Source organism: Bradyrhizobium sp. MI1.11, assembly GCF_055811255.1.
In genome coordinates, this window is the sequence record NZ_JBVVPM010000035.1 from 51,368 (window position 1) to 75,496 (window position 24,129).

16 protein-coding genes and 1 pseudogene are annotated in these 24,129 nt (G+C 60.2%); 8 read left to right on the forward strand and 9 right to left on the reverse strand.

What is annotated here, in order from left to right:
• Positions 1–49: 49 nt before the first annotated feature.
• The 3 genes and pseudogenes from AC0L30_RS28850 to AC0L30_RS28860 all read right to left on the reverse strand — a co-directional run bounded on the left by AC0L30_RS28850 (position 50) and on the right by AC0L30_RS28860 (position 6,005).
• A pseudogene (locus AC0L30_RS28850) lies at positions 50–4,877 on the reverse strand (NAD-glutamate dehydrogenase).
• Positions 4,878–5,046: 169 nt separating this feature from the next.
• Positions 5,047–5,466 carry a CBS domain-containing protein gene (locus AC0L30_RS28855; protein ID WP_473405764.1) on the reverse strand — a complete coding sequence of 140 codons (420 nt, stop codon included), beginning with the start codon at positions 5,464–5,466 and terminating at the stop codon, positions 5,047–5,049.
• Between the two features lie 233 nt (positions 5,467–5,699).
• A complete protein-coding gene (locus tag AC0L30_RS28860; protein ID WP_473405758.1) occupies positions 5,700–6,005 on the reverse strand; it encodes an aminoacyl-tRNA deacylase in 306 nt (101 codons plus the stop codon).
• Between the two features lie 573 nt (positions 6,006–6,578).
• On the opposite strand from AC0L30_RS28860, the gene AC0L30_RS28865 reads away from it, so the two are divergent.
• Positions 6,579–9,311, forward strand: a complete 2,733-nt coding sequence (locus AC0L30_RS28865) for a UPF0182 family membrane protein (RefSeq protein ID WP_473405759.1) — start codon at positions 6,579–6,581, stop codon at positions 9,309–9,311.
• On the opposite strand, the gene AC0L30_RS28870 is transcribed toward AC0L30_RS28865, so the two are convergent.
• The 4 genes from AC0L30_RS28870 to AC0L30_RS28885 all read right to left on the reverse strand — a co-directional run bounded on the left by AC0L30_RS28870 (position 9,308) and on the right by AC0L30_RS28885 (position 11,864).
• On the reverse strand, positions 9,308–9,562 hold the full coding sequence (locus tag AC0L30_RS28870) for a hypothetical protein (protein ID WP_198288325.1): 255 nt from the start codon (positions 9,560–9,562) through the stop codon (positions 9,308–9,310). The genes AC0L30_RS28865 and AC0L30_RS28870 overlap by 4 nt on opposite strands.
• 113 nt (positions 9,563–9,675) lie before the next feature.
• Complete coding sequence (locus AC0L30_RS28875; protein ID WP_219684596.1) at positions 9,676–10,035, reverse strand: DJ-1/PfpI family protein; 360 nt, start codon at positions 10,033–10,035, stop codon at positions 9,676–9,678.
• A 35-nt stretch (positions 10,036–10,070) separates the two neighbouring features.
• Positions 10,071–10,934, reverse strand: a complete 864-nt coding sequence (locus AC0L30_RS28880) for a complex I NDUFA9 subunit family protein (RefSeq protein WP_473405760.1) — start codon at positions 10,932–10,934, stop codon at positions 10,071–10,073.
• 33 nt (positions 10,935–10,967) lie between these two features.
• Positions 10,968–11,864 carry a DUF2189 domain-containing protein gene (locus tag AC0L30_RS28885; RefSeq protein WP_007601152.1) on the reverse strand — a complete coding sequence of 299 codons (897 nt, stop codon included), beginning with the start codon at positions 11,862–11,864 and terminating at the stop codon, positions 10,968–10,970.
• Positions 11,865–12,394: 530 nt separating this feature from the next.
• Between AC0L30_RS28885 and coxB the strand changes: the two genes are divergently transcribed.
• The 6 genes from coxB (at position 12,395) to AC0L30_RS28915 (ending at position 17,256) form a co-directional block, all read left to right on the forward strand.
• Positions 12,395–13,228, forward strand: coding sequence for a cytochrome c oxidase subunit II (coxB, locus tag AC0L30_RS28890; protein ID WP_007601153.1), 834 nt, complete (start codon positions 12,395–12,397; stop codon positions 13,226–13,228).
• 74 nt (positions 13,229–13,302) lie between these two features.
• On the forward strand, positions 13,303–15,078 hold the full coding sequence (gene ctaD / locus AC0L30_RS28895) for a cytochrome c oxidase subunit I (RefSeq protein WP_007601154.1): 1,776 nt from the start codon (positions 13,303–13,305) through the stop codon (positions 15,076–15,078).
• A complete protein-coding gene (locus tag AC0L30_RS28900) occupies positions 15,075–15,779 on the forward strand; it encodes a cytochrome c oxidase subunit 3 (RefSeq protein WP_473405761.1) in 705 nt (234 codons plus the stop codon). The genes ctaD and AC0L30_RS28900 overlap by 4 nt, the downstream gene beginning before the upstream one ends.
• A 15-nt stretch (positions 15,780–15,794) precedes the next feature.
• Positions 15,795–16,517 (forward strand): heme-copper oxidase subunit III family protein, encoded by a 723-nt coding sequence (locus tag AC0L30_RS28905; protein ID WP_219684592.1) that lies wholly within the window; start codon positions 15,795–15,797, stop codon positions 16,515–16,517.
• Positions 16,518–16,526: 9 nt separating this feature from the next.
• Positions 16,527–16,928: a cytochrome C oxidase subunit IV family protein gene (locus AC0L30_RS28910; RefSeq protein ID WP_007601157.1), complete on the forward strand. Its 402-nt coding sequence runs from the start codon at positions 16,527–16,529 to the stop codon at positions 16,926–16,928.
• Between the two features lie 34 nt (positions 16,929–16,962).
• Entirely contained in the window at positions 16,963–17,256 is a 294-nt protein-coding gene (locus tag AC0L30_RS28915; RefSeq protein ID WP_219684590.1) for a GYD domain-containing protein, read from the forward strand.
• A gap of 106 nt (positions 17,257–17,362) precedes the next feature.
• On the opposite strand, the gene gspG is transcribed toward AC0L30_RS28915, so the two are convergent.
• Positions 17,363–17,779, reverse strand: coding sequence for a type II secretion system major pseudopilin GspG (gene gspG / locus AC0L30_RS28920; RefSeq protein WP_256375810.1), 417 nt, complete (start codon positions 17,777–17,779; stop codon positions 17,363–17,365).
• A gap of 747 nt (positions 17,780–18,526) precedes the next feature.
• Between gspG and AC0L30_RS28925 the strand changes: the two genes are divergently transcribed.
• Positions 18,527–21,877, forward strand: a complete 3,351-nt coding sequence (locus AC0L30_RS28925; protein WP_007601159.1) for an AAA family ATPase — start codon at positions 18,527–18,529, stop codon at positions 21,875–21,877.
• 115 nt (positions 21,878–21,992) lie between these two features.
• Here the strand turns inward: AC0L30_RS28925 and AC0L30_RS28930 are convergent, their stop codons facing one another.
• The gene (locus AC0L30_RS28930; RefSeq protein WP_473405762.1) at positions 21,993–23,105 is read right to left on the reverse strand and encodes a patatin-like phospholipase family protein; all 1,113 of its coding nucleotides are present in this window, start codon (positions 23,103–23,105) and stop codon (positions 21,993–21,995) included.
• Between the last annotated feature and the right edge of the window lie 1,024 nt (positions 23,106–24,129).

Here is a 24,129-nt window from a genome sequence, read left to right on the forward strand (position 1 = left end):
GAGTCCTCCGTTTCGCCGGCCAAATTTCACATCCCTGCCTCGCACGCCCTCAGGCTTTGACCAGATCCCCCAGCAAGTTCGCGGCCACAGTCAGCTTGGCGAGCGTCAGTCCGGTGGCGGCAATTTCCTCGACCGAGCGGCGGATGCGCGTCGCTTCGGGGTGAGCCGCGAGCCAGGTCTCGACGGCCTGCTGGCCGGACTGGCCGGTTGCCAGCATATGCGCTGCCAGTCTTCTTTCGGCGCAAGCGATCTGCTCAACGGCGCGATCGATGGCCATACGTTCGAAATAATCGTTTGCCAGCACGCTGCGCGCGGCGGCAATGATCCGGTCGAGCCGGAAATTCGCCTCGGCGGCAAAGAATGTCGCGGCGGCATCGCTGATGTTGCGGCTGGTGCGCTCCGCCACGGTCACGATATCCGGTGCCGAGACCAGGAAGTCGAGATCGGCGAGTTCGCAGGCGAGGCCGGCCGGGACGCCGGCATCAGTCAGGTCCTGCCGACGCTTGGCACGTGCGGGCTGCAAGTCCGTCGGCAGGGTGGTGTCGAGCCCGGCGACGATCTGGCGGATAGCTTGGCCGAAGCGCGCGACAACGGCCTCCAGCCCGTCCTTGAAATCGACATTGCGCACGTACCAGACCATGCGGGAGAGCAGGAGGTCCTGGATCGCCGCGTAGAGGCTGAGCTGCAACTGCCCGTCGATACGTGTGTCGAGCGCGTCGATCTCGTCATTGAGCCGCCTGAGCTCGTAGATCGCGTCCACCGCCACCTGCGCCATGACGATGGTCCAGATATCGGCGTCGGTCTCGTCGGTCAGGCGCACGACGCAGGCCGGGCCCCCGCGGTTGATCACGGCATTGACGAGACTGGTTGCGATGATCTCGCGTCGGAGACGATGGAGCTCGACCGCGCTCGGGAACTTGTCCGGAACCTCGCGCGGGAAGTAAAGGGTCAGTCTGCGGGCGAGATAAGGATCGTCCGGCACGCTGGTGAGGAGCAGGTCCTCGTAGAGCGTCAGCTTGGCGTAGGCGAGCAATACGGCAAGCTCCGGCCGTGTCAGGGCTTGGCCGCGCCGCGTGCGCTCGGTGAGCGCTGCGTCGTCCGGCAAGAACTCGACGGAGCGGCTCAGCAAACCGCGCTGCTCGAGCGACTGCATCAGGCGGGTCAGGAAGCCGGTCTCGGCCACGCCTTTGCGCTCGGCGAGCGAGAGCGCCAGCGTCTGCAGGTAGTTGTTGCGCAGCACCAGCGTGCCGACCTCGTCGGTCATCGTAGCTAGCAGGCTGTTGCGGTCGGCGGGGCTGAGGCGTCCCTCGCGTTCGGGGCGCGCCAGCGCGATCTTGATATTGACCTCGAGGTCGGACGTGTTCACACCGGCCGAGTTGTCGATGGCGTCGGTGTTGAGCTTGACGCCCTTCTGCGCCGCTTCGATGCGGCCGCGCTGGGTGACGCCGAGATTGGCGCCTTCGCCGATCACCCGGGCGCGAACATCGGCGCCCGCGATGCGGATCGGATCGTTGGCGCGGTCACCGGCCTGATCGTCGCTCTCTCCCGATGCGCGTATATAGGTGCCGATGCCGCCAAACCATAGAAGGTCGGCGCGCGCTTTCAGGATCGCGGTCATCACCTCGAACGGCGTAGCCTGCGGCTTGTCGAGATCGAGCAGGCTCCGCACTTCCGGTGCGAGCGGGACCGCCTTGAGCGTGCGCGAGAACACGCCGCCGCCTTGCGAGATCAGCGACTTGTTGTAGTCCTGCCAGCTTGATCGCGTCAGGTCGAACAGGCGCTTGCGTTCGGCGAAGCTGATCGTCGGATCGGGGGAGGGATCGATGAAGATGTCGCGGTGATCGAAAGCCGCCACGAGCTTTGTCGCCGGCGAGAGCAGCATGCCATTGCCGAAGACATCGCCGGACATGTCGCCGACGCCGACCACGGTGAAAGGCATGGTCTGAATATCGGTGCCGAGCTCGCGGAAGTGGCGCTTGACCGCTTCCCAAGCGCCGCGCGCTGTGATCCCCATCTTCTTGTGGTCGTAGCCCTGGCTGCCGCCGGAGGCGAAGGCATCGCCGAGCCAATGGTTCTTTTCGGCCGAAATCGCATTGGCGATGTCGGAGAAGGTCGCGGTGCCTTTGTCGGCGGCGACGACCAGATAGGGGTCGTCGCCGTCATGCCGCACGGTCGAACCGGGCGGCACGATGATGTCGCCGTCGAGATTGTCGGTGAGTTCGAGCAGCGAGCGAACGAAGATGCGATAGGCTTCGGTGCCCTCCGCGAGCCAGGCGTCGCGATTGGAAGGCGGCGGCAGGCGCTTGGGCACGAAGCCGCCCTTGGCGCCGACCGGCACGATCACGGCGTTCTTGACCTGCTGGGCCTTGACCAGGCCGAGGATCTCGGTGCGGAAATCCTGCGGCCGATCGGACCAGCGCAAGCCACCGCGCGCAACCTTGCCGAAGCGCAGGTGAATGCCTTCGACACGAGGCGAATAGACGAAGATCTCGTAGAGAGGTCGCGGCGCCGGCAAATCGTCGATCCGCCGCGCGTCGAACTTGAAGGAGATTACCGGACGCGGATGCCCATCCTCGCCGATCTGCCACAGATTGGTGCGGATGGTCGACTGCACCAGATTGGTGAAACGGCGCAGGATGCGGTCTTCGTCGAGCGAGGCGACGGATTTGAGCTGCTCCTCGATCTCGGCAAGGAGAGTTGTCTCGCGCGCCGAACGCTCGCGATCGGTAAGGTCAAGGCGCGGATCGCAGCGGGACTGGAACAGCGCGACGAGGTTGGCTGTGATCCCGGCGTTCTTGCGCAAGGTCTCCCACATATAGTCCTGGGTGAAAGGGGGCGCGGATCTGGTGCAAATAGCGCGACAGTGCCCGGATGGTCGAGACTTCCCGCCAGCCGAGGGGCGTGCGCAGTATCAGGGCGTTGTATCCGTCGGATTCGGCGCGATCAGCGACCACCGCCATGATCGAGGCTTCCAGGCGATGGCTGAAGTCCGGGCTGATCTCGATCGGCTCGCCGTCGCTGGTCTCGATCGTCATGTCGTGCAGCCAGACCGGCTCGGGCCTGTTACCGGGCACGATCTGATAAGTGCGTTCGTTGACCACGCGCAGGCCGTGGTTTTCGATCACCGGTACGCGATAGGATAGCGATAGCGGTGCGGCGTCGGAGAACACCTTCAGCCCGAAGCGCCTGGGATCGTCCTCGCCCTTGTCCCGGTGCACCGAAATCGTCACCGGGCGGGCTGGGGTCAGCCTTTCGATGGTCGCGATATCGGCGATGGCCTGCTCCGCTGTGAAAACCTCGGTATAACCGCCGCTAAAGGATTGGGCATAGCGGTTGGCGAGCATGCGCGCCCGCATGCCGTCGGTCGACGCGGTGAGCGCGGCTTTCAGCTTGTCGGCCCAGGTCGCGGCAATGGCGCTGATCCCGGCTTCGAGCGTGGCGCGCTCGACGACGGGCGTCTTGCCTTCATAGCGCCCGATGATGAAGTGGACGCGCGCAAGCGCGCCTTCAGGGAACGATACGTAGGAAGCCGACAGGGTCCCCTTGTAGACCTGCGACAGGAAGGCTCCGACGCGCGTGCGGACGTCGGTGTCGTATTTGTCGCGCGGAATGAAGGTGAGGATGGAGACGAAGCGATCGAACTTGTCTACGCGCGCTAGCGCCCGGACGCGTGGGCGCTCGTAGAGGATCAGGACCTCGATGACGAAATTGTAGAGCGAGTCGACGTCGATCTGGAACAGCTCGTCACGCGGATAATCTTCGAGGATATGCATGAGCGCCTTGCCCGAATGGCCGTTCGGGTCGAAGCCGGCGCGCTGCAGCACCCGCGAAACCTTGTGGCGCACATAAGGGATCTGCCGCACCGAGCGGGTATAGGCCCCTGATGTAAACAGGCCGACGACGCGCAATTCGCCCTCGAGCCGGCCGTCGGGTGCATAGAGCTTGATGCCGACATAATCCATCCGGATGCGGCGATGGACGAGGCTTGAGACATTGGCCTTGATGACGATCAGCAGCGTCGGCTCGTGCATGAACTCGCGAATTTCCGATGTCATCACCACCATTTCGTTGCCGCGTCGCAGGACCTTCGTATCCGGATCGCGGAGGATGCCGAGGCCTTCGCCGGTCGTGATGTCGTCCGACGCATCGCTGTCGGGCGAGAAGCGATATTCGCGCACGCCGAGGAAAGTGAAATTGTCCGCGCAGAGCCATTGCAGGAACTGGTTGGCTTCGGCGACCTCGTCGATCGGCAGCGGCGGCGGATTGGAAGAGAACGTCTTGATCGCTTCCTCGACGCGGTCACGCATGGCGCGCCAGTCGGTGACGCAGGCGCGGACGTTGTTCAACGCCCTGGCGAGTCCGTCGATCAGCTTCTGGCGATCGGCGTCGGCGTCCAGGCGGGTGATATGGAGGTGAACCAGGCTTTCGCGTGCGCCCCTTGCTCCCTCTGGCAGTGCTTCGCCGTAGAAGCGCAGCAGCTTGCCCTCAGCATCGCGCTCCACTGCGATGATCGGGTGGGCGACGAGTGTGACTTCGATACCCTGCTCGGCGAGCTCTGCCATCGTGGAGTCGTACAGGAAAGGCATGTTGTCGTTGAGAATCTCGAGCACGGAAATCTCGCGCCCGTTCGGCAACGTCGGATTGACCACGCGGATATCGGCGCAGCCCGACGTGCGCCGCTGTACATGCTCCCAGGCGTGCTCCGCCAGGAGGGCGAGCGAGGCGGCATCGTAATTGTCGAGATCCTCGATATTGCTGTAGCCGAACAGAGGCTCGGCAAAGGCCCGGGAGCTCTTTCCCGGCGGCACGCTGCCTGCTGCGTCGCGGATCAGGGTTGCGCGGGCCTTGTCGTCACGCCACGCCATCGCGTCCTCCATTTGCCGCGCCGTGTCCGCATTATTATCATTTTGCGGTCACACCGACGCAAAGTAGAGCACGTCGGGCCGCCGCTTTCGCGCCGCGCGATGGGTCCTTGTTAAACGCATGGCTCGGGCTCAGCTCAACGTCGGACCGAGCGGTGATCGCGAGAGGAGCCCTGGCCCTACTTCAGTGATGCGCCGCAACACTCCTGACGGTGTCGGTCAGCACATCACCGGACGCGGAATGGCTGGCGTCACCCAGACTGATGATGCCGACCATCCGCTTGCTCTTGTTGATCACCGGCAGCCTGCGGACCTGCAGCTTCTCCATATGATGCATCGCCTTCGCGAGGTCATCGTCCTCCCGGCAGCAATGGATGCCTTCGGTCATCACATCGCGCGCTGTCGCGCGGCCGGCATCGAAGTTGTGGCTTGCGAGCCCTTTGCAGACGATGTCGCGGTCGGTCACCATCCCGACCAGCTTGTCGTCCTCGCCAACCGGAATGCAGCCGATGTCGTGCGCCCGCATTAATTTGGCAAGTTCGGTGGTAGGGGTGTCAGGGCTGACCCAGTCGACACCCTTGTGCATCACGTCTTTGACCTTCATGGCGAGTCTCCGTTCCTGGGTTTCAGGTGCGTTGATGCAATGCAGCAGCGCCCCCATTTTCTGAACTGTACAACCGATCGGGTGCGGTGTCGCAGGAGAAAGCATCACTCCTTGGCGATCCGGCAGACAAACGCCGACGCTGTCGCCGTCACCCTTCCCAACGATTTAACAGCGACGTCGCGAGCCGCGTTCCCGCCCAGGATTGCAAAGGCATTGGGCGGTGCGCAAATTCCTCAGTCGTGCGCGCTAAAACGCCCGTGCGGTGCGTTGCTCGTCAGGCGCGCAAACTGCGCGTGACCCATATGAAGCAGCGTCTCATGATCGCCGGCTTCCATATAGATGTCCGGCTGTGCCTCGATACTGTCGTCGACGATGATATCCAACCCGTAGCATTTGCCGACGGCAGGAACGGCACCGTGTGCACAGTCACTGAACAGCCGATTGATCTCGCTTGCATCGGCCATGTGGACATTGTCGCCGAGACTTGTCCTCAGGTCCGACAGGCGAAGGTGATGCGATGCGGGCAAGATGGCCAGCATGTATTCGCCGTTGCGCCGCAACACGATGCCTTTGGCGAGGCGGTCGCCCGAGTATGGCAGGTCTCAGCCGTTCGCGTGGACGTCATGCTGAGTTCGTGCGGGATCAGCTCGTATTGGATGTTTTCAGCGGCCAGGTATTTCTGGAGCGTGGGAGCAATGGCCATGACATCACCTCCGATGCAGGATGCAAACCATCCACCCCCGGCAGACTCTCGCCATAGGATGGGCGGCTGCCTATAGACCCAACACGGGTCTTCCATCCGCAATTATATACGGGTTCGCAATTTCATACAGGGTGGCGAACCAAGTTGCGCTATTTCACGATATGATGCGGTGCGGCGCGGCTTCGAGAGCGCCATGTTGCCTGACGACCGACTGGCAGCGCCGGCTGCTTCAGCCGACCTCGCCCCTTTGCGCTGCCGCGATGGCGGCGATGCAGGTTCTGGCAGCCCTGTCGTCGCCTCGAGGCGCTAATCCCGAATCGGGCGGGCGGGCGTCTCTCATTTCCGCTATAATGAAACCATGACGATCGGGATTACCGGACCCGGAGGCAAGATACCGAGGCAAAGTGCCATGGTCGGGTTGATTGTTGCGGCCGTCGTCATTGGGATTTGCCTCGTCCTGCTTGCGCTCGCGAGCGACCTCCTGGTCGGCTGGCTGTGGTTTGCCTCGATCGGTTATCTCCAGGTCTTTTGGACCACAATCGGCGCCGAAGCCGTCGTCTTTCTTGCAGTCTGGATCGGAACCACCGTCATCCTCTGGCTGAACGGATGGCTCGCGCTACGCTCTGCCCGACAGCGGCCGACGCAGTTCGTCGCCGCTCCGTCGTGGAGCGCCGCGGGCAACGCGCCGCCGGATCTGCTTGTGCTTGCGCGCGATCGATTGTCGTGGCCCTGGTTGATCACAGGCGTTGCGGCTTTGCTCGCTCTTCTTGTTGCGGCAGCCCAGGCCGGCAACTGGGGCGTCTTCCTGCGATTTGTCTATCAGGTGCCCTACGGCGCAGACGATCCGCTCTACAACAAGGACATCGGCTTCTACCTCTTCTCACTGCCCGCCTATATCCTCATCAAGAACTGGATGATCCTCGCGCTCGTTCTGAGCGGGCTTTTCGCCGCGGCGATCTACTGGGTGCACGGCGACATCGAATACGACGTTCACCGTCGATCAATATCGCCGACAGCGATCGCTCATGGTTCCGCTCTGCTTGGTTTTCTCTTCGCGGTAAAAGCCTGGTCCTGTGTTCTCGACCGCTATCTGCTGCTCTACGGCGACAATAGCGTCGTCGTCGGCGCAAGTTACACCGACGTGCATGTGGGGCTGCCGGCGTTGTGGCTAATGATCGGACTTTCGATCATCGCGGCGCTTACCGCCTGGGCGAACATCCGGGTTCGCACCTACCGGCTTCCGGCCGTGGCGATTGTGCTCGTCAGCGCCGGTACGTTCGTGCTGTCCGGCGTCGTCCCTGGGCTGTTCCGGCAGTTCTTCGTCAAACCAAGCGAGTTGGAGCTGGAGAAGCCCTACATTGAACACAACATCGCGCTCACCCGGCAGGCATACAATCTCGATCAGATCGCAGCCAGGCCGTTTACCGCCGAGCAGAAGCTTACCCCCGAGGCGCTCGAAGCCAACAAGGCGACAATTGAAAATATCAGGCTGTGGGACTGGCTGCCGCTGTCGGATACCTACGCGCAACTGCAGGAAATCCGCACCTACTACAAATTCCATGACCTCGACGTCGATCGTTACTGGCTCGATGGCTCCTACCAGAGCGTGATGCTCTCGGCCCGCGAACTGCGGTCCTCCCTGCTGCCGCCGAACGCCCAGACTTGGGTCAATCGCCACGTGCTGTTCACCCACGGCAATGGCGCGGTGATGAGTCCGGTCACACGCAAGAGCTCCGAAGGACTGCCGATCTTCTATCTGCGGAATATTCCTCCTGTCGCAGACGTCGGCCCCAGGATCGACGAGCCGCGCATCTACTTCGGCGAGCAGACCGACGACTACGTCGTCGTCAAGAGCAGCATCCCGGAGTTCGATTATCCGAAGGGGAAAGAGAACGCCTATGCGGCCTATGGCGGCACCGGTGGCATCTCGATCGGGGCAATGGCCACGCGAATGCTGTTTGCTTACTATTTCAACGATCCGAACCTGCTTCTCTCAGGCTACATTACGATCGACAGCCGGATCATGATCCGGCGCAATATCAAGGAGCGGGTGAGCACGATCGCGCCCTTCCTCAGGCTCGATCATGATCCTTATCTGGTCGTCAGCAGTGGGCGCATGTTCTGGATGCAGGACGCCTACACGACGAACGCCTATTTCCCGTATGCAGAGCCCGCACAGGGGCTCGATCTCAACTACATTCGCAATTCGGTGAAGGTTGTCATTGATGCTTATAATGGGACTGTCGACTTCTACCTTATTGATTCAGGCGACCCGATTGCAGCGACCTACCAGCGCATCTTTCCGAACTTGTTCAAGCCGTTCACGACGATGCCGCCGGACTTACGTAAGCACGTTCGCTATCCGGAAGACCTGTTCATGATTCAGGCCCGACTGTACCAAGCCTACCACATGGAGGCGGCCGACGTTTTTTACAACCGCGAGGATCTCTGGCAATTCCCGCGCCAGCCGGGCGGCGACGGCATCTCGACGATGACACCCTATTACATCATCATGCGCTTGCCCGGCGAACCGCAGGCCGAATTTTTCCTCATGCTTCCCATGGTACCGAGCCGCCGCGACAACATGATCGCGTGGCTCGCCGCGCGCTGCGACGCGCCCGACTATGGCAAATTGATTGTCTACGAATTCCCCAAGGAGAAGCTCGTCTACGGACCGTTCCAGATCGAGGCGCGGATCAATCAGAATACGGAGATCTCGCAACAGCTCACGCTGTGGAATCAGATGGGCTCGCGGGTGATCCGCGGTGCCAATTTGCTTGCGATTCCGATCGAGAACTCGATCCTTTACGTATCGCCGCTCTATCTGCGGGCACAGCAAGGACACCTGCCTGAGCTGAAACGCGTGATCGCAGCCTACGGTGAACATGTGGTGATGAAGGAGACGCTCGACGAGGCCTTGTCAGCGCTGTTCATCGAGCCTGGCGCGATGCGGCCGGTGTCTAGCTCGAAGGAGGAAATGCTTGTCACACGCCCGTCGGCAAGTCAGGCCCGGGAGGCGCTCGATCGCTACAATCAGGCCGTTGAACGATTGAAGTCCGGCGACTGGAAAGGCTTTGGCACGCGGTTCGACGCGATGCGCGAGCTTCTGGAGGACATGAGCCGGCACTCCACGGGCCATTAGCGCCGCGGCTCCTTTGGCGCCGGAAATGACGAACGCGACGCCGCGCTTGGGCTCTGCTCGAAATCATGGCGTGATTTCAATCGCATAAGAGTTCGCAGTTTTGTTCTGGGTGGCGCGCCATTTTCCCAAACACGTGCCCGTCTCATGTTTTCCGCATCACCGAAGTCGACCGCCTCCGCGACGCGTTCGACCGGTTCTGCAGTTGTCTCTATGTGGCCTCGCGCCAGATCGGCGCGGAGGCGTTCAACCATGCGCGCGGGTGTGGCGCCGGTCCGCGCCCGGAATGCGCGGCCGGCCGAACTGGCGGCGGCTCATGCCGGCCGCTTCCGCCAGATGCTCGAGTGTCAGTGCTTCGAATATGTGATCACAGGCATAGCCGAGGGCAGCGCAATACGGTCGTTCTCGGGTGCCAGATCGACCGAGGCTGCGAATTGTGATGTCCGCCATAGCGACGATGGTAGACGACGAGGTGCTGTGCAACGCACTTGGCGATGGCGAAACCATGGTCCTCCTCGATCAAGGCCAGCGCGAGATCGATTCCGGCCGTAGTGCCTGCCGAAGTTGATATGTTGGCGTCCCGACAGTAGATGCGATCCGCCTCGACCCGGATGGATGGATAGTCTCGCTGAAGGCGAGCCGCAAATCGCCAGTGCGTCGTCGCTCGACGTCCATCCAACAGCCCAGCTGCCGCGAGCGTGAATGCGCCCGTGCAGACGCGCGCCACGCGCCGTTAAAGCTGGATTAGCCGGGACGCTTCTCTCATCTTCGATTCGATAGCATCCCCTGAAGGATTTCCTCGATCGAATGTGGCGAGATGCCAAGCTCGGCAAATCCAGACATCTCCGGTGATGACACCGAGTCGATCCGCATCAGCTCCACTTGGTTACGCGTAAGGGGCAGGCCAGGGAGTATCTCGGAGGCCCAGGCCAGCGCGTGCCAAACGGCAAACGGGATTGGAATCAGGCGTGGCGAGAGGCCAGCCTGTTGCGCGATCGCTCTGAGCAGTTGCTCGTAGGAATAGCGGGTCGGGCCGCCGAACTCAAAGACCGTCGGGTGGGACTCGGCTCGCTCGATGATTCGGACAACCGCCTCCGCAACATCTTCGACATGGGCCGGTTGCAATCTGGTGCGGCCGCGGCCGAACATTGGATAGATCGGAAGCCGACGAAGGAGCTTGAGGACGGTGCCGAGAAACGCGTCATCCGGTCCGAACATCACAGCTGGGCGGACGATAAACGCACCGGCGAATTCCGCGCGGACCGCCCGTTCACCTTCACCGCGCTTTCTGATGTAGAGGGATGGCGAGGCGGCGTCGGCCCCGATCCCCGAAACGTGAACAAGCCGCTCGACTCCCGCCCGGCGGGCCTGGGCTGCTACAAGTTGGGCCGCCTCGACGTGAACAGAGTGAAATGTCTCCCCTCCGCGCTCGCGATAAAGGCTGACCGCGTTCACGGCGCCGTAGGCGCCGACCAACGCATTCGCGACGGATCGCTCGTCATGAACGTTGGCCGCTACGGATTGAAGTTGCACGTCCGGATGCCGTGACGCGATCCGGACGGGAAATTTATGACTGCACAGATGGCGAGCGATGCGGCTGCCGAGAAAGCCGGTTCCGCCGAACACAGTGATGGTGCGACCGTTCGTTGCTGCCTCCGGCTAGCGTTCGCGGCTCCACGGGAAGAGTGAGGCCGGGAAATCCGCCGCATAGCGGTGACCAATCGGCGGGCGCGGCTGTTCTTCCGGCGGGTTCGGGTCAGGCTCGATGACCTTCCGATAAAGATGCCAGGTGGCATGACCGAGCACCGGCAGAACGACGGCGAGACCGACGAAGAACGGTAGCGAACCGATCGCCAGCAGTGCCGCAACAACCAGACCCCATACCGCCATCTCAATTGGATTTTCCCTCACGGCCCGCAGCGACGTCCGGATTGCGTCGATCGCAGTCGCATGCCGGTCGAGCATCAGCGGAAACGACACGACACTGACGCACAGGGCCACGACGGCGAACAGGAAGCCGACGCCACAGCCGACGATGATAAGCGACCATCCTTCCGGCGTCGTCAAAACACGCGTTGCGAAGTCAGGGATGCTTGCAGCCGGGGCGTGGCCAAAGGTTGCAACGTAGATCGCGTTAGCGGCGCCGATCCACACCCCGAACAGAACCAGCAGGAGGATGCCGAGTTCGAGCATGGCGCCGAAAGACGGTGCGCGCAGCACCTGCATGGCATCCCAAGCCGCTGCTTCCTCTCCGCGCTCGCGGCGGCGGCTGAGCTCGTACAGGCCGAGCGCGGCAAAGGGACCGATCAGCGTAAAGCCCGCAGCCAGCGGAAACAGCAGCGGCAGCACCGAATAGCCGATGACAAGTCTAAATAGGACAATTCCAAGGACGGGATAAATCACGCAGAGGACGATGGCGTGAGATGGGATGGCGTTGAAGTCTTCCCAGCCCAGTCGCAACGCGTTGCCCAAGTCGGAAAGGCTGATCTTGCGTACGACAAACGGGGTGGAGACGCCAAACACTTGCAGTCTGGGTCTTGCGAATACGGTGGTCATGGCGCCGGTCTCCTTGCTTCTGATCGCAGGGGAAATGGCGCGCCTTCAAGTCGCGCACATTCGCCTCATGCGCGAAAATCGCGATTGAGCCCGGCAAACCAGATTCAACGAGAAGGAGCTTTGCCGGACGACACCCGTCGCGACCGGTGCACCCAGCTTAGCGCGATGGGTGGAAGAAACAAGACAGCGCTTGCGGCTGGGTGAATTGTGCATCTGCACAGTTCGTTTTGTTGCGTTGCGTCACCAAGCGATCGCTGCCGGCCTCCACCGCCGGCTTGAAATGATGCCGGAGACCTCGCGGTGCGACACACTCCACTATTGACGCCCGGCTCGACGCGTACCATGTTGAATCCAACGCCCCCAGCTCCGTTGAGACTTGTGCGGTCGTAACGTGCACTCGGCGTCGCGACCGGTTGAATGGGCGAGGCAAGAGGCATGACGGCGGCGGATGTGATTCCGCCATCGCAGCAGACGTGAGCTCCGCCCTCTGGTTCGTATCCGCAGCCTTTAGCGGCAAGGATGCATGAGGGATGGCTGTAGCAATCATTCTGCTGTTGGTCGCAATCGCCTCGGTGCTGTTTCACATTTTCAGCCCGTGGTGGTGGACGCCGCTCGCCTCAAACTGGCGCTACATCGACGACACGATCACCCTGACATTCTGGATAACCGGGGCGGTTTTCTTCGCGGTCGTCGCGTTCATGGCCTATTGCGTCTTCCGCTTTCGACACACGGAGGGAAGGCGCGCAGCCTACAATCCCGAAAACAAGAAGCTCGAATGGTGGCTCAGCGTCGGTACTGCAATCGGCGTCGCAGCCATGCTGGCACCCGGCCTGGTCGTCTGGCACCAGTTCGTCACAGTGCCGGCCAATGCGACCGAGGTCGAGGTCATGGGACAGCAATGGCAATGGAGCTATCGGCTTCCCGGAAAGGACGGCCGGCTCGGGACTTCCGATGCCCGCTATGTCAGTGCCGAAAATCCCATGGGGTTGAATCCCGACGATCCCGCCGGCCAAGACGATGTCGTCATTCAAAATGACGACTTGCACCTGCCGCTCGGGAAACCGGTGAAGGTGTTGCTCCGCTCGATTGACGTCCTGCATGATTTCTATGTGCCCGAGTTTCGGGCGAAGATGGATATGATACCGGGCTCGGTCACATATTACTGGTTCACGCCCACGCGCACCGGAACATTCGAGGTTCTCTGCGCGGAACTCTGCGGTGCCGCGCACGCGCAGATGCGGAGCAAGGTCGTCGTAGAGGAAGAGAAAGACTATCACGCGTGGCTGGACAAGCAGCGGACGTTCGCCGAGCTTTCCGGGCAGCGGGATGTCGCGAAAGCGGCTTACACGAGAGAGAGCGAATGAAAACCTCGGCGAGGAGCGCCGCATAGCAGAGGGCGAACTCTTCGTTGAAGAGAGAGACCAAGGAGGGGATTCCGATGGTCGATGTCCCGTTTGACACAGTCGCAGGCGTCCCGCCCGCCGAAGTGGGCGAGGTCGAGCTCTATCATCCGAGAAGCTGGTGGACGAGATACGTCTTTTCGCAGGACGCCAAGGTCATCGCCATCCAGTACTCGATCACGGCGATGTCCATTGGGATGGTTGCGCTGGTGCTGTCATGGCTGATGCGGCTGCAACTCGGATTCCCCGGCACGTTTTCGTTCATCGATCCGAACCAATATCTCCAGTTTATCACCATGCACGGCATGATCATGGTGATCTATCTTCTCACCGCGCTGTTCCTTGGTGGCTTCGGCAACTACCTTATCCCGCTGATGGTCGGCGCCCGGGACATGGTGTTTCCCTATGTGAACATGCTGAGCTACTGGGTCTACCTGCTCGCGGTCGTGGTGCTGGCCTCGACCTTTTTCGTACCCGGCGGGCCCACCGGCGCCGGCTGGACGCTGTACCCGCCGCAGGCGATTCTCTCCGGTACTCCCGGGCAGGATTGGGGCATCGTTCTCATGCTGGCCTCCCTGATCCTGTTCATCATCGGCTTCACCATGGGCGGGCTGAATTACGTGGTGACAGTGCTGCAGGCGCGCACGCGCGGCATGACGTTGATGCGTTTACCCTTGACGGTGTGGGGCATCTTCACGGCCACCGTCATGGCGCTGCTGGCCTTCCCGGCGCTGTTCGTCGCTTCGGTGATGTTGCTGCTCGACCGCCTGCTGGGAACCAGCTTCTTCATGCCGACGCTAGTCGAGATGGGCACGCTGACGAAATACGGGGGTGGCAGCCCGATCCTGTTCCAGCATCTGTTCTGGTTCTTCGGTCATCCCGAGGTCTACATCGTCGCCTTGCCGGCCTTCGGCATCATTTCCGATCTGATCAGCGTCCATGCCCGGAAGAACATCTTCGGCTATCGCATGATGGTCTGGGCGATCGTCGCGATTGGCGCCCTCAGCTTCGTCGTGTGGGCGCACCACATGTATGTGAGCGGCATGCACCCGTATTTCGGGTTCTTCTTCGCCACCACGACGCTCATCATCGCCATCCCGACTGCGATCAAGGTTTACAATTGGGTGCTGACCCTTTGGCGCGGCGACATTCATCTCACCATCCCGATGCTGTTCGCGCTGGCGTTCATCGTCACCTTCGTAAACGGCGGCCTGACTGGCCTGTTTCTCGGCAACGTGGTCGTAGACGTTCCGTTGTCCGACACGATGTTCGTTGTCGCTCATTTTCACATGGTGATGGGTATTGCGCCGATCATGGCGGTGTTCGGCGGAATCTATCATTGGTACCCGAAAGTCACCGGACGAATGCTCAATGAGGCGCTTGGACGATTCCACTTCTGGGTCTCGTTCCTCGGCGCCTATGCGATTTTCTTCCCCATGCACTATCTGGGCCTGTTGGGTATGCCCCGCCGCTATCACGACATCGGCGAAACGGCATTCGTTCCGGCATCCGCCCATGACCTCAATGCGTTCATGAGCGTCGCGGCCCTGATCGTCGGCTTCGCCCAGCTCGTGTTCCTGTTCAATCTGATCTGGAGCCTGTTCAAAGGAAAAGAGGCCGGCGGCAATCCCTGGGGCGCCGCGTCGCTGGAATGGCAAACGCCAGAGACCCCGCCGGGGCATGGCAACTGGGGCAAGGAGCTCCCGATCGTCCATCGCTGGGCCTACGATTACAGCGTCCCCGGCGCCGCCATGGATTTCGTGCCGCAAAATGAACCGCCGGCAGGATTGTCGGCGCAAGGGCCCCACGCATGAGCGCCATCATCCTGTTCATGGCTGGAATAGCCGCAATTGCGGGATGGTGGCTCTCGCAACAGCGGCTGGCAGCCAAGCCATGGCTGGAGGAAGGCGTGATGGTCGATCTTCGCGAGGAGAGTACCTCGTCCCTGCCGGCGGCGAAGCTCGGATTGGGCGTATTTCTCGCGGTCGTCGGCTCGCTATTCGCACTCTTCATCAGCGCCTACTCGATGCGCATGAACATGGTGGACTGGCGGACGCTGCCAGTGCCAGCGCTGTTGTGGTTCAACACCGGCGTCCTAGTCTTGAGCAGTGTGGCACTGCAATGGGCGTATATGGCCGCGCGCCGCGACGACATCGACGGCATAAGCATCGGCCTGTGCGCGGGTGGAGCGTCCGCCATTACATTCCTTGTCGGGCAACTGCTGGCGTGGCGCCAGCTGAGTGGCGCCGGGTACTTCCTGGCGTCCAATCCAGCCAATTCGTTCTTCTACCTGATCACCGCTGTGCACGGGCTGCATCTGATGGGCGGTCTGGTGGCGCTCGGTAGAACGACTGCCAAGGTATTGCGTGGCGCCGAGGCGAGCCAAATTCGTCTGAGCGTGGAACTCTGCACTATCTACTGGCACTTCCTGCTGTTGGTCTGGCTGGTCCTGGCCGGCCTGCTGACGGGCTGGACAGACAATTTCGTCGACATCTGTCGCCAGTTGCTGAGCTAGGGAGGCAAGGACCAGATGGCAGAAACGGCGCTGATAAACAACGTAGAACCGCCGGCGCGGCCTGCAGGTTGGCGAGGCATCGCCGCCGATTGGTCCTCGGATCAGCGCGCCTTCAAGAACGTTTCCTGGGGGAAGGCCATGATGTGGATCTTCCTCCTCAGCGACACCTTCATCTTCAGTTGTTTCCTGTTGTCGTACATGACGGCGCGAATGTCCACGACCGTGCCGTGGCCCAATCCCAGCGAGGTCTTCGCCCTCACGATCGGGGAAAAGAAAATCCCGCTCATCCTGATTGCGATCATGACCTTCATCCTGATCAGCAGCAGCGGGACGATGGCGATGGCCGTCAACTTCGGTTATCGCCGCGACCGCGTGAAGACGGCGGCCTTGATGTTGGCCACAGCAGCATTCGGCGCAACGTTCGTCGGAATGCAAGCCTTTGAATGGACCAAGCTGATCGTGGAAGGCGTCCGGCCCTGGGGCAATCCCTGGGGTGCGGCGCAGTTTGGTTCGAGCTTCTTCATGATCACCGGCTTCCACGGCACCCATGTGACGATCGGCGTGATTTTCCTGATCGCCATTGCGCGAAAGGTTTTACGGGGAGACTTCGATGTCGAGAGGCGCGGTTTCTTTACGAGCAGAAAAGGGCATTACGAGATCGTCGAGATCACCGGCCTCTACTGGCACTTCGTCGATCTCGTGTGGGTGTTCATCTTTGCACTTTTTTATCTCTGGTGAGGTCGCAGCATGACAAACGTCGCGGTACATCTGGAAGCAAAGCAACACGCGCTGCAAGCTCACATGCATGACGCATCTGCATCAGGAGCCACGCACACAAAGGGCCAGCAGCATCCGATCAAGCTTTACCTCGTGGTCTGGGGATGGTTGTTCGTTCTCAGCACCTGCTCCTATCTCGTCGACTATTTTGGCCTCCACGGCCATCTCCGATGGTCGCTGATCCTGCTGTTCATGGTGTTGAAGGCTGGCCTGATCGTTGCGGTCTTCATGCACATGGCCTGGGAGCGGCTGGCTTTGGCCTACGCGATCCTGCTGCCGCCGGTGCTGGTGCTGGTCTTCGTGACGATCATGGTGCTCGAATCCGACTACACGCATCTGCTCCGGGTCTTGTTTTTCGCCTCAACGGCATAGCTAGCATTGCTTTCGTGCCAGAAGGAGGACGGCAATGACCACCTATGTCATGCTTGCAAATTGGACCGAGCAAGGCATCCAGAAGGCGAAGGACTCGCCACGCCGTCTGGACGCTGCGAAGAAGGCTCTCAAGGATATGAGCGGCGAGATCAAATCCTTCTTCCTGACCATGGGTGACTATGACATGGTCGTGATCCTGGAAGCCCCGGACGACGCGGTCGCGGCGCGTTTCAGCCTGCAGCTGGGGATGCAGGGAAACGTTCGGACGCGCACGTTGAAGGCGTTTCCCGAAGCCGCCTATCGGGAAATCATCAACTCGCTCGGCTAGTCGGCTCGGGGACTATCCCGGCCGGATGAAGTTCGCAAGGACGCGTAACGCGGACGATGTCGTCCTGGACGCAGAGGACGCGCTCGCGGCCACGGTGCGGCGCTCACTATTTCTGCCAGTTAGCGATATCGGCTGCCTGCTCGGTGCCTCCTTCGCGACCGTCGGCTCCAAAGGACGCCAGGTCGTAGGCTAGCCCATGCGTCCCCGGAGATGCATACTCATATGGCTTGCCCCAAGGATCGTTCGGAACCACGCTGCCTTTCAAGTAAGGCCCGTTCCAGCGTTCGACGTTGTTTGGCTTCTGCACGAGCACGGCCAATCCAACACCCGTCGCCGGATATGAGCCATTGTCGAGATAGTACAGGTCGAGCGCTTGCGCAAAGCTCTCGATCTGAATCCTGGCCGCTTTGGTTTTCGATTCCGACAGATGGTTGAGCACACGCGGGCCCACCAGACCGACGACGAGACCTATGATGGTAATCACGACGAGCATTTCGACGAGCGTGAAGCTGTCCTGCTCCAACAAAACACGCTGGGGAGCGGTTCGACCGATTAAAACTACGCTGATGCTGGCGCATTGCTCAACCTGGACTTGCTCTTCCTCTCGTATCGTCAAAACATCAAACGACCAAGATGGCGGGCTATCAGGGCGCGAGGTCGGGGAGTTAAGCTGCCCTCCGGTAAGAGAACAGCGCCTCCACAGTAGTGGGTCATCTCAAGCCTTGGCGTCCTTGATCTCATCGTGGTGAGACAGGCTCGAGACGTGGTTCGGAAACCGTGGGCACAACGAGAAGGATACGTATTGGACCGGTCCTTCGATCGACGGCCGGGTATCGCAAATCCCCGATCAAACTCTTGAAGGTGCGGACGGCTAAAGCGGGGCTGATGCAATCGTTCCTCACGGCGAACAGATGAGCCGCCGCAAGCACTGCCTTATTTTTGGCAAGCATCGCATTTCGGGGAACGACGACGCTCGCCATTGATCCCGGGCGCCATCGATTTCGATGGCCAGTGCCTTCAAATGCCTGCATCTCCGGCGCTACGGCTTCCGCTTCTGGCGCCTCAGACGTGGAAGAGCGGAAGGTGATCGGCATCAAGCGAACGCCACGATGGACCTTCAGAGACCGTGCTTGACCGCGCCGACCCTGAGCCAGGAGGAGTGCCGGTTTTGCGTTGCGGGAAGATTCCGGGCTTCATGCCTTCGTCTCAGATGTGCCTACGCTTACGTTCTTGACGTGCTATGCTAATTATAACAGCCAATAGGTGTGCCATGTCCGGTATTGCAGAATGGCTATCATCGATCGGTTTGGGAGAGTACGCTCAGCGCTTTGGCGAGAACGCCATTGACCTATCAGTTGTTGGGGATCTCACCGAGCAGGACCTGAAGGACCTCGGTGTCCTGCTCGGCCATCGCCGCAAGATGTTGCGTGCTATCACGGAGCTCAAGGGCGACATTGCGCGCACGCCTCAAGCGGGCGGCAAGGCGGCGCGGGACGGAGCCGAGCGGCGTCAACTCACGGTTATGTTTTGTGATCTGGTCGGCTCGTCGGCGCTCTCGGCCCGTCTTGATCCCGAAGATTTGCGAGGGGTTGTTGGCGCCTACCACAGCTGCATTGCGGAGGTGATCGCTCGGAATGAGGGTATCATCGCGCGATACATGGGCGACGGAGTGCTCGCCTATTTCGGTTATCCACATGCCCACGAGGATGATGCCGAGCAAGCGGCGCGCGCCGGGCTGGCGCTGGTCGATGCCGTGGCCAACCTCCAGACATTCCCGTCCACGCAACTTCGAGTCCGCGTCGGGATTGCTACCGGGATGGTGGTCGTAGGCGATTTGACGGGAGAAGGTGCGGCGAAAGAGCAGGCGGTTATTGGCGAAACACCAAATTTAGCTGCGCGCTTGCAGACGCTCGCCGATTCGGGCGCCGTCCTGATCTGCGAGAGTACTCACCGGCTAACCGAAGGACATTTTGAATTCCGGAATCTTGGCCCGGTCATCCTGAAAGGTTGGGCGGAGCCAACACAAGCATGGCAGGTGCTGGGCACTACCGGCATCGACAGCCGCTTCGAGGCCCAGCACAAAACTCAGTTGACGCAGCCAATTGGACGCGAGGAGGAGATCGAGTTGCTGTTGCGTCGCTGGCAGCGCGCCATGAGCGGCGAGGGTTGCGCAGTAATGCTTACCGGAGAGGCGGGCATCGGTAAATCGCATATCGCCTTGGCGCTCGACGAGCGGCTGCAAGGAGAGGAGCACATCACGGTGCGCCAATTCTGCTCGGCGCATCATACTAATAGTGCGTTGTACCCGTTTATCCGGCAACTCGAACGAGCCGCCCGGTTCGAGCGGAGTGATTCGCCGACGGCTAAATTCGCCAAGCTTGAGGTCCTGCTCGGTCGATCCGGAGCTGACGCAGATCGCGTAGTGCCTCTGGCCAATCTTTTGTCCTTGCCACTCGGTGAGCGTTACCGACTGCAGGAGCTGAGCCCGCAAAAGCGCAAAGAAATGACATTAGGGGCGCTATTGGCTCAGCTGAAAAGCCTGGCAGCACTGCAACCAGTGTTCGTCATTGTTGAGGATGTCCATTGGGCGGATCCGACTTCTCTCGAGCTCCTGACGATGACCTTGGAACAAGTACCGCGGCTTCGGGTGCTGCTGCTCATCACCGCGAGACCGGAATTCACGCCGCCTTGGCCTGGTCATGCGCATGTTACGACGCTCTCTTTGACGCGACTTAACCGTCGCAACGGAGCGGCGTTGATCGAGCGGGTCACCGCCGGCAAGGCGCTCCCGAAGGAGGTTTTGGATCAGATACTCGCCCGCACTGATGGCGTGCCTCTGTTCGTAGAGGAGCTGACCAAGACCGTGCTCGAAACCGGGTTCTTGCAAGAGCAGGACGATCATTACACCCTAAGCCGCCCTCTGCCAGCGATGGCGATTCCGACCACGTTACAGGCATCGCTAATGGCCAGACTCGATCGATTGGCCCCGGTAAGGGAGGTAGCTCAGGTCGGCGCCGTGGTGGGTCGCGAGTTTTCGTACGAACTGCTGAGCACGGTGGCCGGGTTGCCAAGAGAGAGACTGGAGGAGGCTCTTGCCCAGTTGGTCCGATCGGAGTTGATCTTCCGCCGCGGCGAGTTACCGCAGGCGGTGTATACCTTCAAGCATGCACTTGTGCGGGACGCTGCCTATTCAGGGCTCCTGAAGAGCCGACGCGCAGCGCTGCATGCCACGATCGCGCAGGCCTTCGAGCAACGGTTCCCGGAAATTGTGGATGCTCAGCCCGAAACGCTCGCGCACCATCTCACTGAGGCCGGACTGTTCGAAAAAGCGGAGGCATACTGGTTGCAAGCCGGCAAGAAGGCAGCCACGCGCTCCGCCAATCTTGAGGCCATTGCGCACTTGCAACGAGGGATCGAGGCCACGAGCCATCGGCCCGATGACGCACGAAACGACAGGCTTGAACTTGACCTCCAGTTCGCTTTAGGCCCCTGCCTGATCGCTACCCAAGGGCCGGCCTCCAACAAGGCGATGGCTACCTTTACCCGCGCGCGAGAGCTGTGCGAGCGCCTGCGAGATCCTCCCGAGCAACTTCAGGTCATGTTCTGGCTAACCACTGCGAGCGTCATTCGCGGTGAGCTGCCGCTGGCCCAGGAAACGATCGCCGCTTTGCTTCATCTCTCCCAAACGCGCGGCGACCGGCCAGCCTTGCTCAATGCGATGCGCGGGCAGGCGATGATCCGCCTGTTCATGGGACAGATCACCGGAGCCCAGGAAGCGATCGAACGGGCTTTCGAAGCCTTCGAGGCGAGCAGCGAGGAGGATAGACTGGCAGCGCGTGTGGCCGGCCAGGATGCCGGCGTGGCCGACCTTGCGCTGATGTCGTGGCCACTGTGGCTACTTGGCCGCGACGATACGGCCATTATGCGAATGGACGCTGCAATTCAGCGCGCGGATGCCATTGGCCATCCGCATTCGCAGGCATACGCTTTTTATTATGCCTGCATTCTCCAAGCTCTCCGCGGCGAATTCCTGATAGCGCAAAGTTATGCCGAGCGCTGTATCGCCTTATCAGAGGAGCATGGATTCCGGCAGTGGCGTTTGGCCCGCGCCGTTCGCGGCATATGCATGGCATCGCTCGATCCCTCACCCAACGCGCTCGGAGAAATCCGTCCTGCGTTGGACGAGTATCGTCACGCAGGTTATCAGTTGGCCATTACCGCGCTCTTGGTACTTTTGTGTCAGCGCCTGTTGATTGATCGAGACTACGAGCCCGCGCTGGAGTTGATCGAGTCGGGCCTCGCTATAAGTACCCGCAACAGCGAACGAATTTTGGAAGCCGAGTTGTACCGACTCAAAGCACGGGTGCTAATAGGCCGCGGCGGACCAGATGTCGAGGCTGTGGCACAGTCACTGATCGAACAGGCATTGGCCATGGCAAGGGGGCAACGCGCCAAGGCCCTTGAGCTTCGGGCCGCGACAGACCTTGCCGCGCTATGCATCGATCAGCAACAACGCGAGCAGGCGCTCGATTTACTTGCGCCGATCTATGACTCCTTCACCGAGGGCTTCGACACGAGAGATATGAAGCAGGCGAAGGCGCTGCTCGACAAGCTGCGGTGACTATCGCAAAACGCCGGTTCGTTGCGTCAGGCCCGGATGATTGGCCTCAAATCATTATTCGAGGTCGAGGATTTCCGTTCGGAAGACTTCCGCCCTTCCAATGATGCTCGAGCCTTTATGCAGCGGCTCGCTTCAGCTCCTTGTGATATTCGCACACGCTTTGCCAAGCTGACCCCTCTGGCTTCTCGTTGATGAAATGCGGCCCGTTGTGCGCAGGTCGCGCCTCATGCTTTCCGAATGCCTCGAGCGCCTGCTCCGCAGCGGCCTTTCCCAGCTTGCGTCCATTATCGAGATTGCTGTGATTCCATTTGAAATTGATGTGACCCGGAACGTGAATCTCTATGATCTTGAGTTTCTTGTCCCTTGCCTCCTCCTGTTTCGATTTTTTGTCACACCGGATGTGGTATTTGAAAAGCTTGACGTCATCTTCGCCAACCGTCGAGGCGAACAATTGGCAAAGATTTGCCAGCGCGTCATGAAGATTCTCCGGCTTGCGGATTTGCTTTGAATCGACAATCCGGCTCACCCATATCTCTTCCAGCTCCGGGTGCTCCTCCAGCAAACTTTCGAAGTTGACGGTATCGACAAGCGCCCCTTCGCAGTAGGTCACTCCGCCAATCTCTACGGTACCTTCGACGAAGGGAAGAGCTGAACACGCACACAAGGTGCTTGCGTCGATAGGGCCCTCAAACATAAACTTTCCGCTCGCCCTTTTCATGGGACGATTGGAAAATAATGCGAGCTTCTGCTGATCAAGGTTCCAGGCGTTATGGAAGATTACTGGTTTTCCAGGCTTTTTCAGCTGTTCGAAATCTATCCCCTTCATGAACTCGCTATCTGGATAGTTGATCCTTGACAGGCCGTTGACTTTGGAAAGGTACATTAAGGACGTCAAATAACGGATGAAGGGATTGGTTGCCATCGCTTGATTGAGAATCCATCTATTGAAATCCCCTTCATCCAATCTTGTGAACTTCTTTTTTCTGTCTCTGTCAGGCAGCTGATTGAACAAAATCTCCATCGAGTCCTGGAAGACGTCCATCATCCGGTATGGATCCCATAGGAAGTCCTTATAGTTGTCGGAATCGCTGACGAAGTTGTTCAGCGCCTTTATGTTGCTGCGCCAATCCGGACCGAAGACTGTGTTTATGGGAAAACGCTTAAGCGCTGATCGCGCCACCTTATGAAGATGCGCTCCGATCAAGAGCCTAGCGTCGAGACTGTTCATCTACCTCGCGCGCGGCCAAGGTAAGCTCTATTTCGGTGAGCTGTTCCAACAAACGATGCACGATGTCGACGCAGTCTGATGACGGTTTGGATCTCACGCCTCGTGCGTTAAGCTCCGCTTCGAGGAGCTTCGCCAGTACAAATTTGACACCCATTGGATTCCTAAAATGCGGGCCGGGATGAAAACCCAATACTGCACCATTTGGGAAAAAGTTGCAATTGGAGGTAGATCACAGAGCCGCAATTCAATACCCTCGGGCGGAGATACAAGCCTGCGAAGGCACATCGCATCTAGGGGGATTCGTAGATCCGGCCTGAGCGAGAGGCCCTGCGGTTCACGCCATCGGCGCGGTTATCCGCTAGTGGATCGAGACCGGTGCGGAGCGACTGGCCTCCTCACGTCATTGGTTCGCCGACAGGCTACCAATCGTCAGTGCGTCCCTTCGCTCTATGTCTCTGAGGAGCGGAGAAAGTCGCTTGCATGGTCATATTGTGCGCTGCCATCTACGATCTGCTGGGCGCGCGGGCCAAGTAGGGCGCCAACGATTTCGGGACCGAGCAGTTCAAGCGCGGTCTGCCCATAGCTGAAGCAAATTCGCGGGAATGTCTTTCATAGATTCCAAACAGGTTCAGTAAGCGATGTTCGCCATCGTGGTTGTGGTCCTGATGCGCCTTCGCTGCATAAAAAGCAAACAAGCCACGAAAAGCTTCACGGGAAACGATAGGTTTGCCATCGCAATGTCCCCCAATAAAAAGCGAGCCATCTAATTCACGAAATTTGGAGTTCTCGTGGAATAAAAGCTACTGGTATTTAGTCGCTCGGCTTTGAAGAATCGGTCAGCAAAGCTGTCTTGACTAATGCAGCCGCCGTGACAGCCAGGCGCCATCGCCGGGGCTACGGTTCTTCACCTTTCAATGTCTGTTCCTATAATGCTTTAATGTCTCTGCCGTACCGCCGCACCGCCAGTGACAACCTGGTAAGGAGGGCTGTCAAAGAGCCCTGAGGGACCCGACAGAGCTGAGGC

Excerpts from the sequence above, each read along its gene's own strand:
- AC0L30_RS28855 (WP_473405764.1), bottom strand. The coding sequence starts at position 5,466 with ATGAAGGTCAAAGACGTGATGCACAAGGGTGTCGACTGGGTCAGCCCT.
- AC0L30_RS28860 (WP_473405758.1), bottom strand. The coding sequence starts at position 6,005 with ATGCTGGCCATCTTGCCCGCATCGCATCACCTTCGCCTGTCGGACCTG.
- AC0L30_RS28865 (WP_473405759.1), top strand. The coding sequence starts at position 6,579 with ATGGTCGGGTTGATTGTTGCGGCCGTCGTCATTGGGATTTGCCTCGTC.
- AC0L30_RS28870 (WP_198288325.1), bottom strand. The coding sequence starts at position 9,562 with ATGGTTGAACGCCTCCGCGCCGATCTGGCGCGAGGCCACATAGAGACA.
- AC0L30_RS28885 (WP_007601152.1), bottom strand. The coding sequence starts at position 11,864 with ATGACCACCGTATTCGCAAGACCCAGACTGCAAGTGTTTGGCGTCTCC.
- coxB (WP_007601153.1), top strand. The coding sequence starts at position 12,395 with ATGGCTGTAGCAATCATTCTGCTGTTGGTCGCAATCGCCTCGGTGCTG.
- ctaD (WP_007601154.1), top strand. The coding sequence starts at position 13,303 with ATGGTCGATGTCCCGTTTGACACAGTCGCAGGCGTCCCGCCCGCCGAA.
- AC0L30_RS28900 (WP_473405761.1), top strand. The coding sequence starts at position 15,075 with ATGAGCGCCATCATCCTGTTCATGGCTGGAATAGCCGCAATTGCGGGA.
- AC0L30_RS28905 (WP_219684592.1), top strand. The coding sequence starts at position 15,795 with ATGGCAGAAACGGCGCTGATAAACAACGTAGAACCGCCGGCGCGGCCT.
- AC0L30_RS28910 (WP_007601157.1), top strand. The coding sequence starts at position 16,527 with ATGACAAACGTCGCGGTACATCTGGAAGCAAAGCAACACGCGCTGCAA.
- AC0L30_RS28915 (WP_219684590.1), top strand. The coding sequence starts at position 16,963 with ATGACCACCTATGTCATGCTTGCAAATTGGACCGAGCAAGGCATCCAG.
- AC0L30_RS28925 (WP_007601159.1), top strand. The coding sequence starts at position 18,527 with ATGTCCGGTATTGCAGAATGGCTATCATCGATCGGTTTGGGAGAGTAC.
- AC0L30_RS28930 (WP_473405762.1), bottom strand. The coding sequence starts at position 23,105 with ATGAACAGTCTCGACGCTAGGCTCTTGATCGGAGCGCATCTTCATAAG.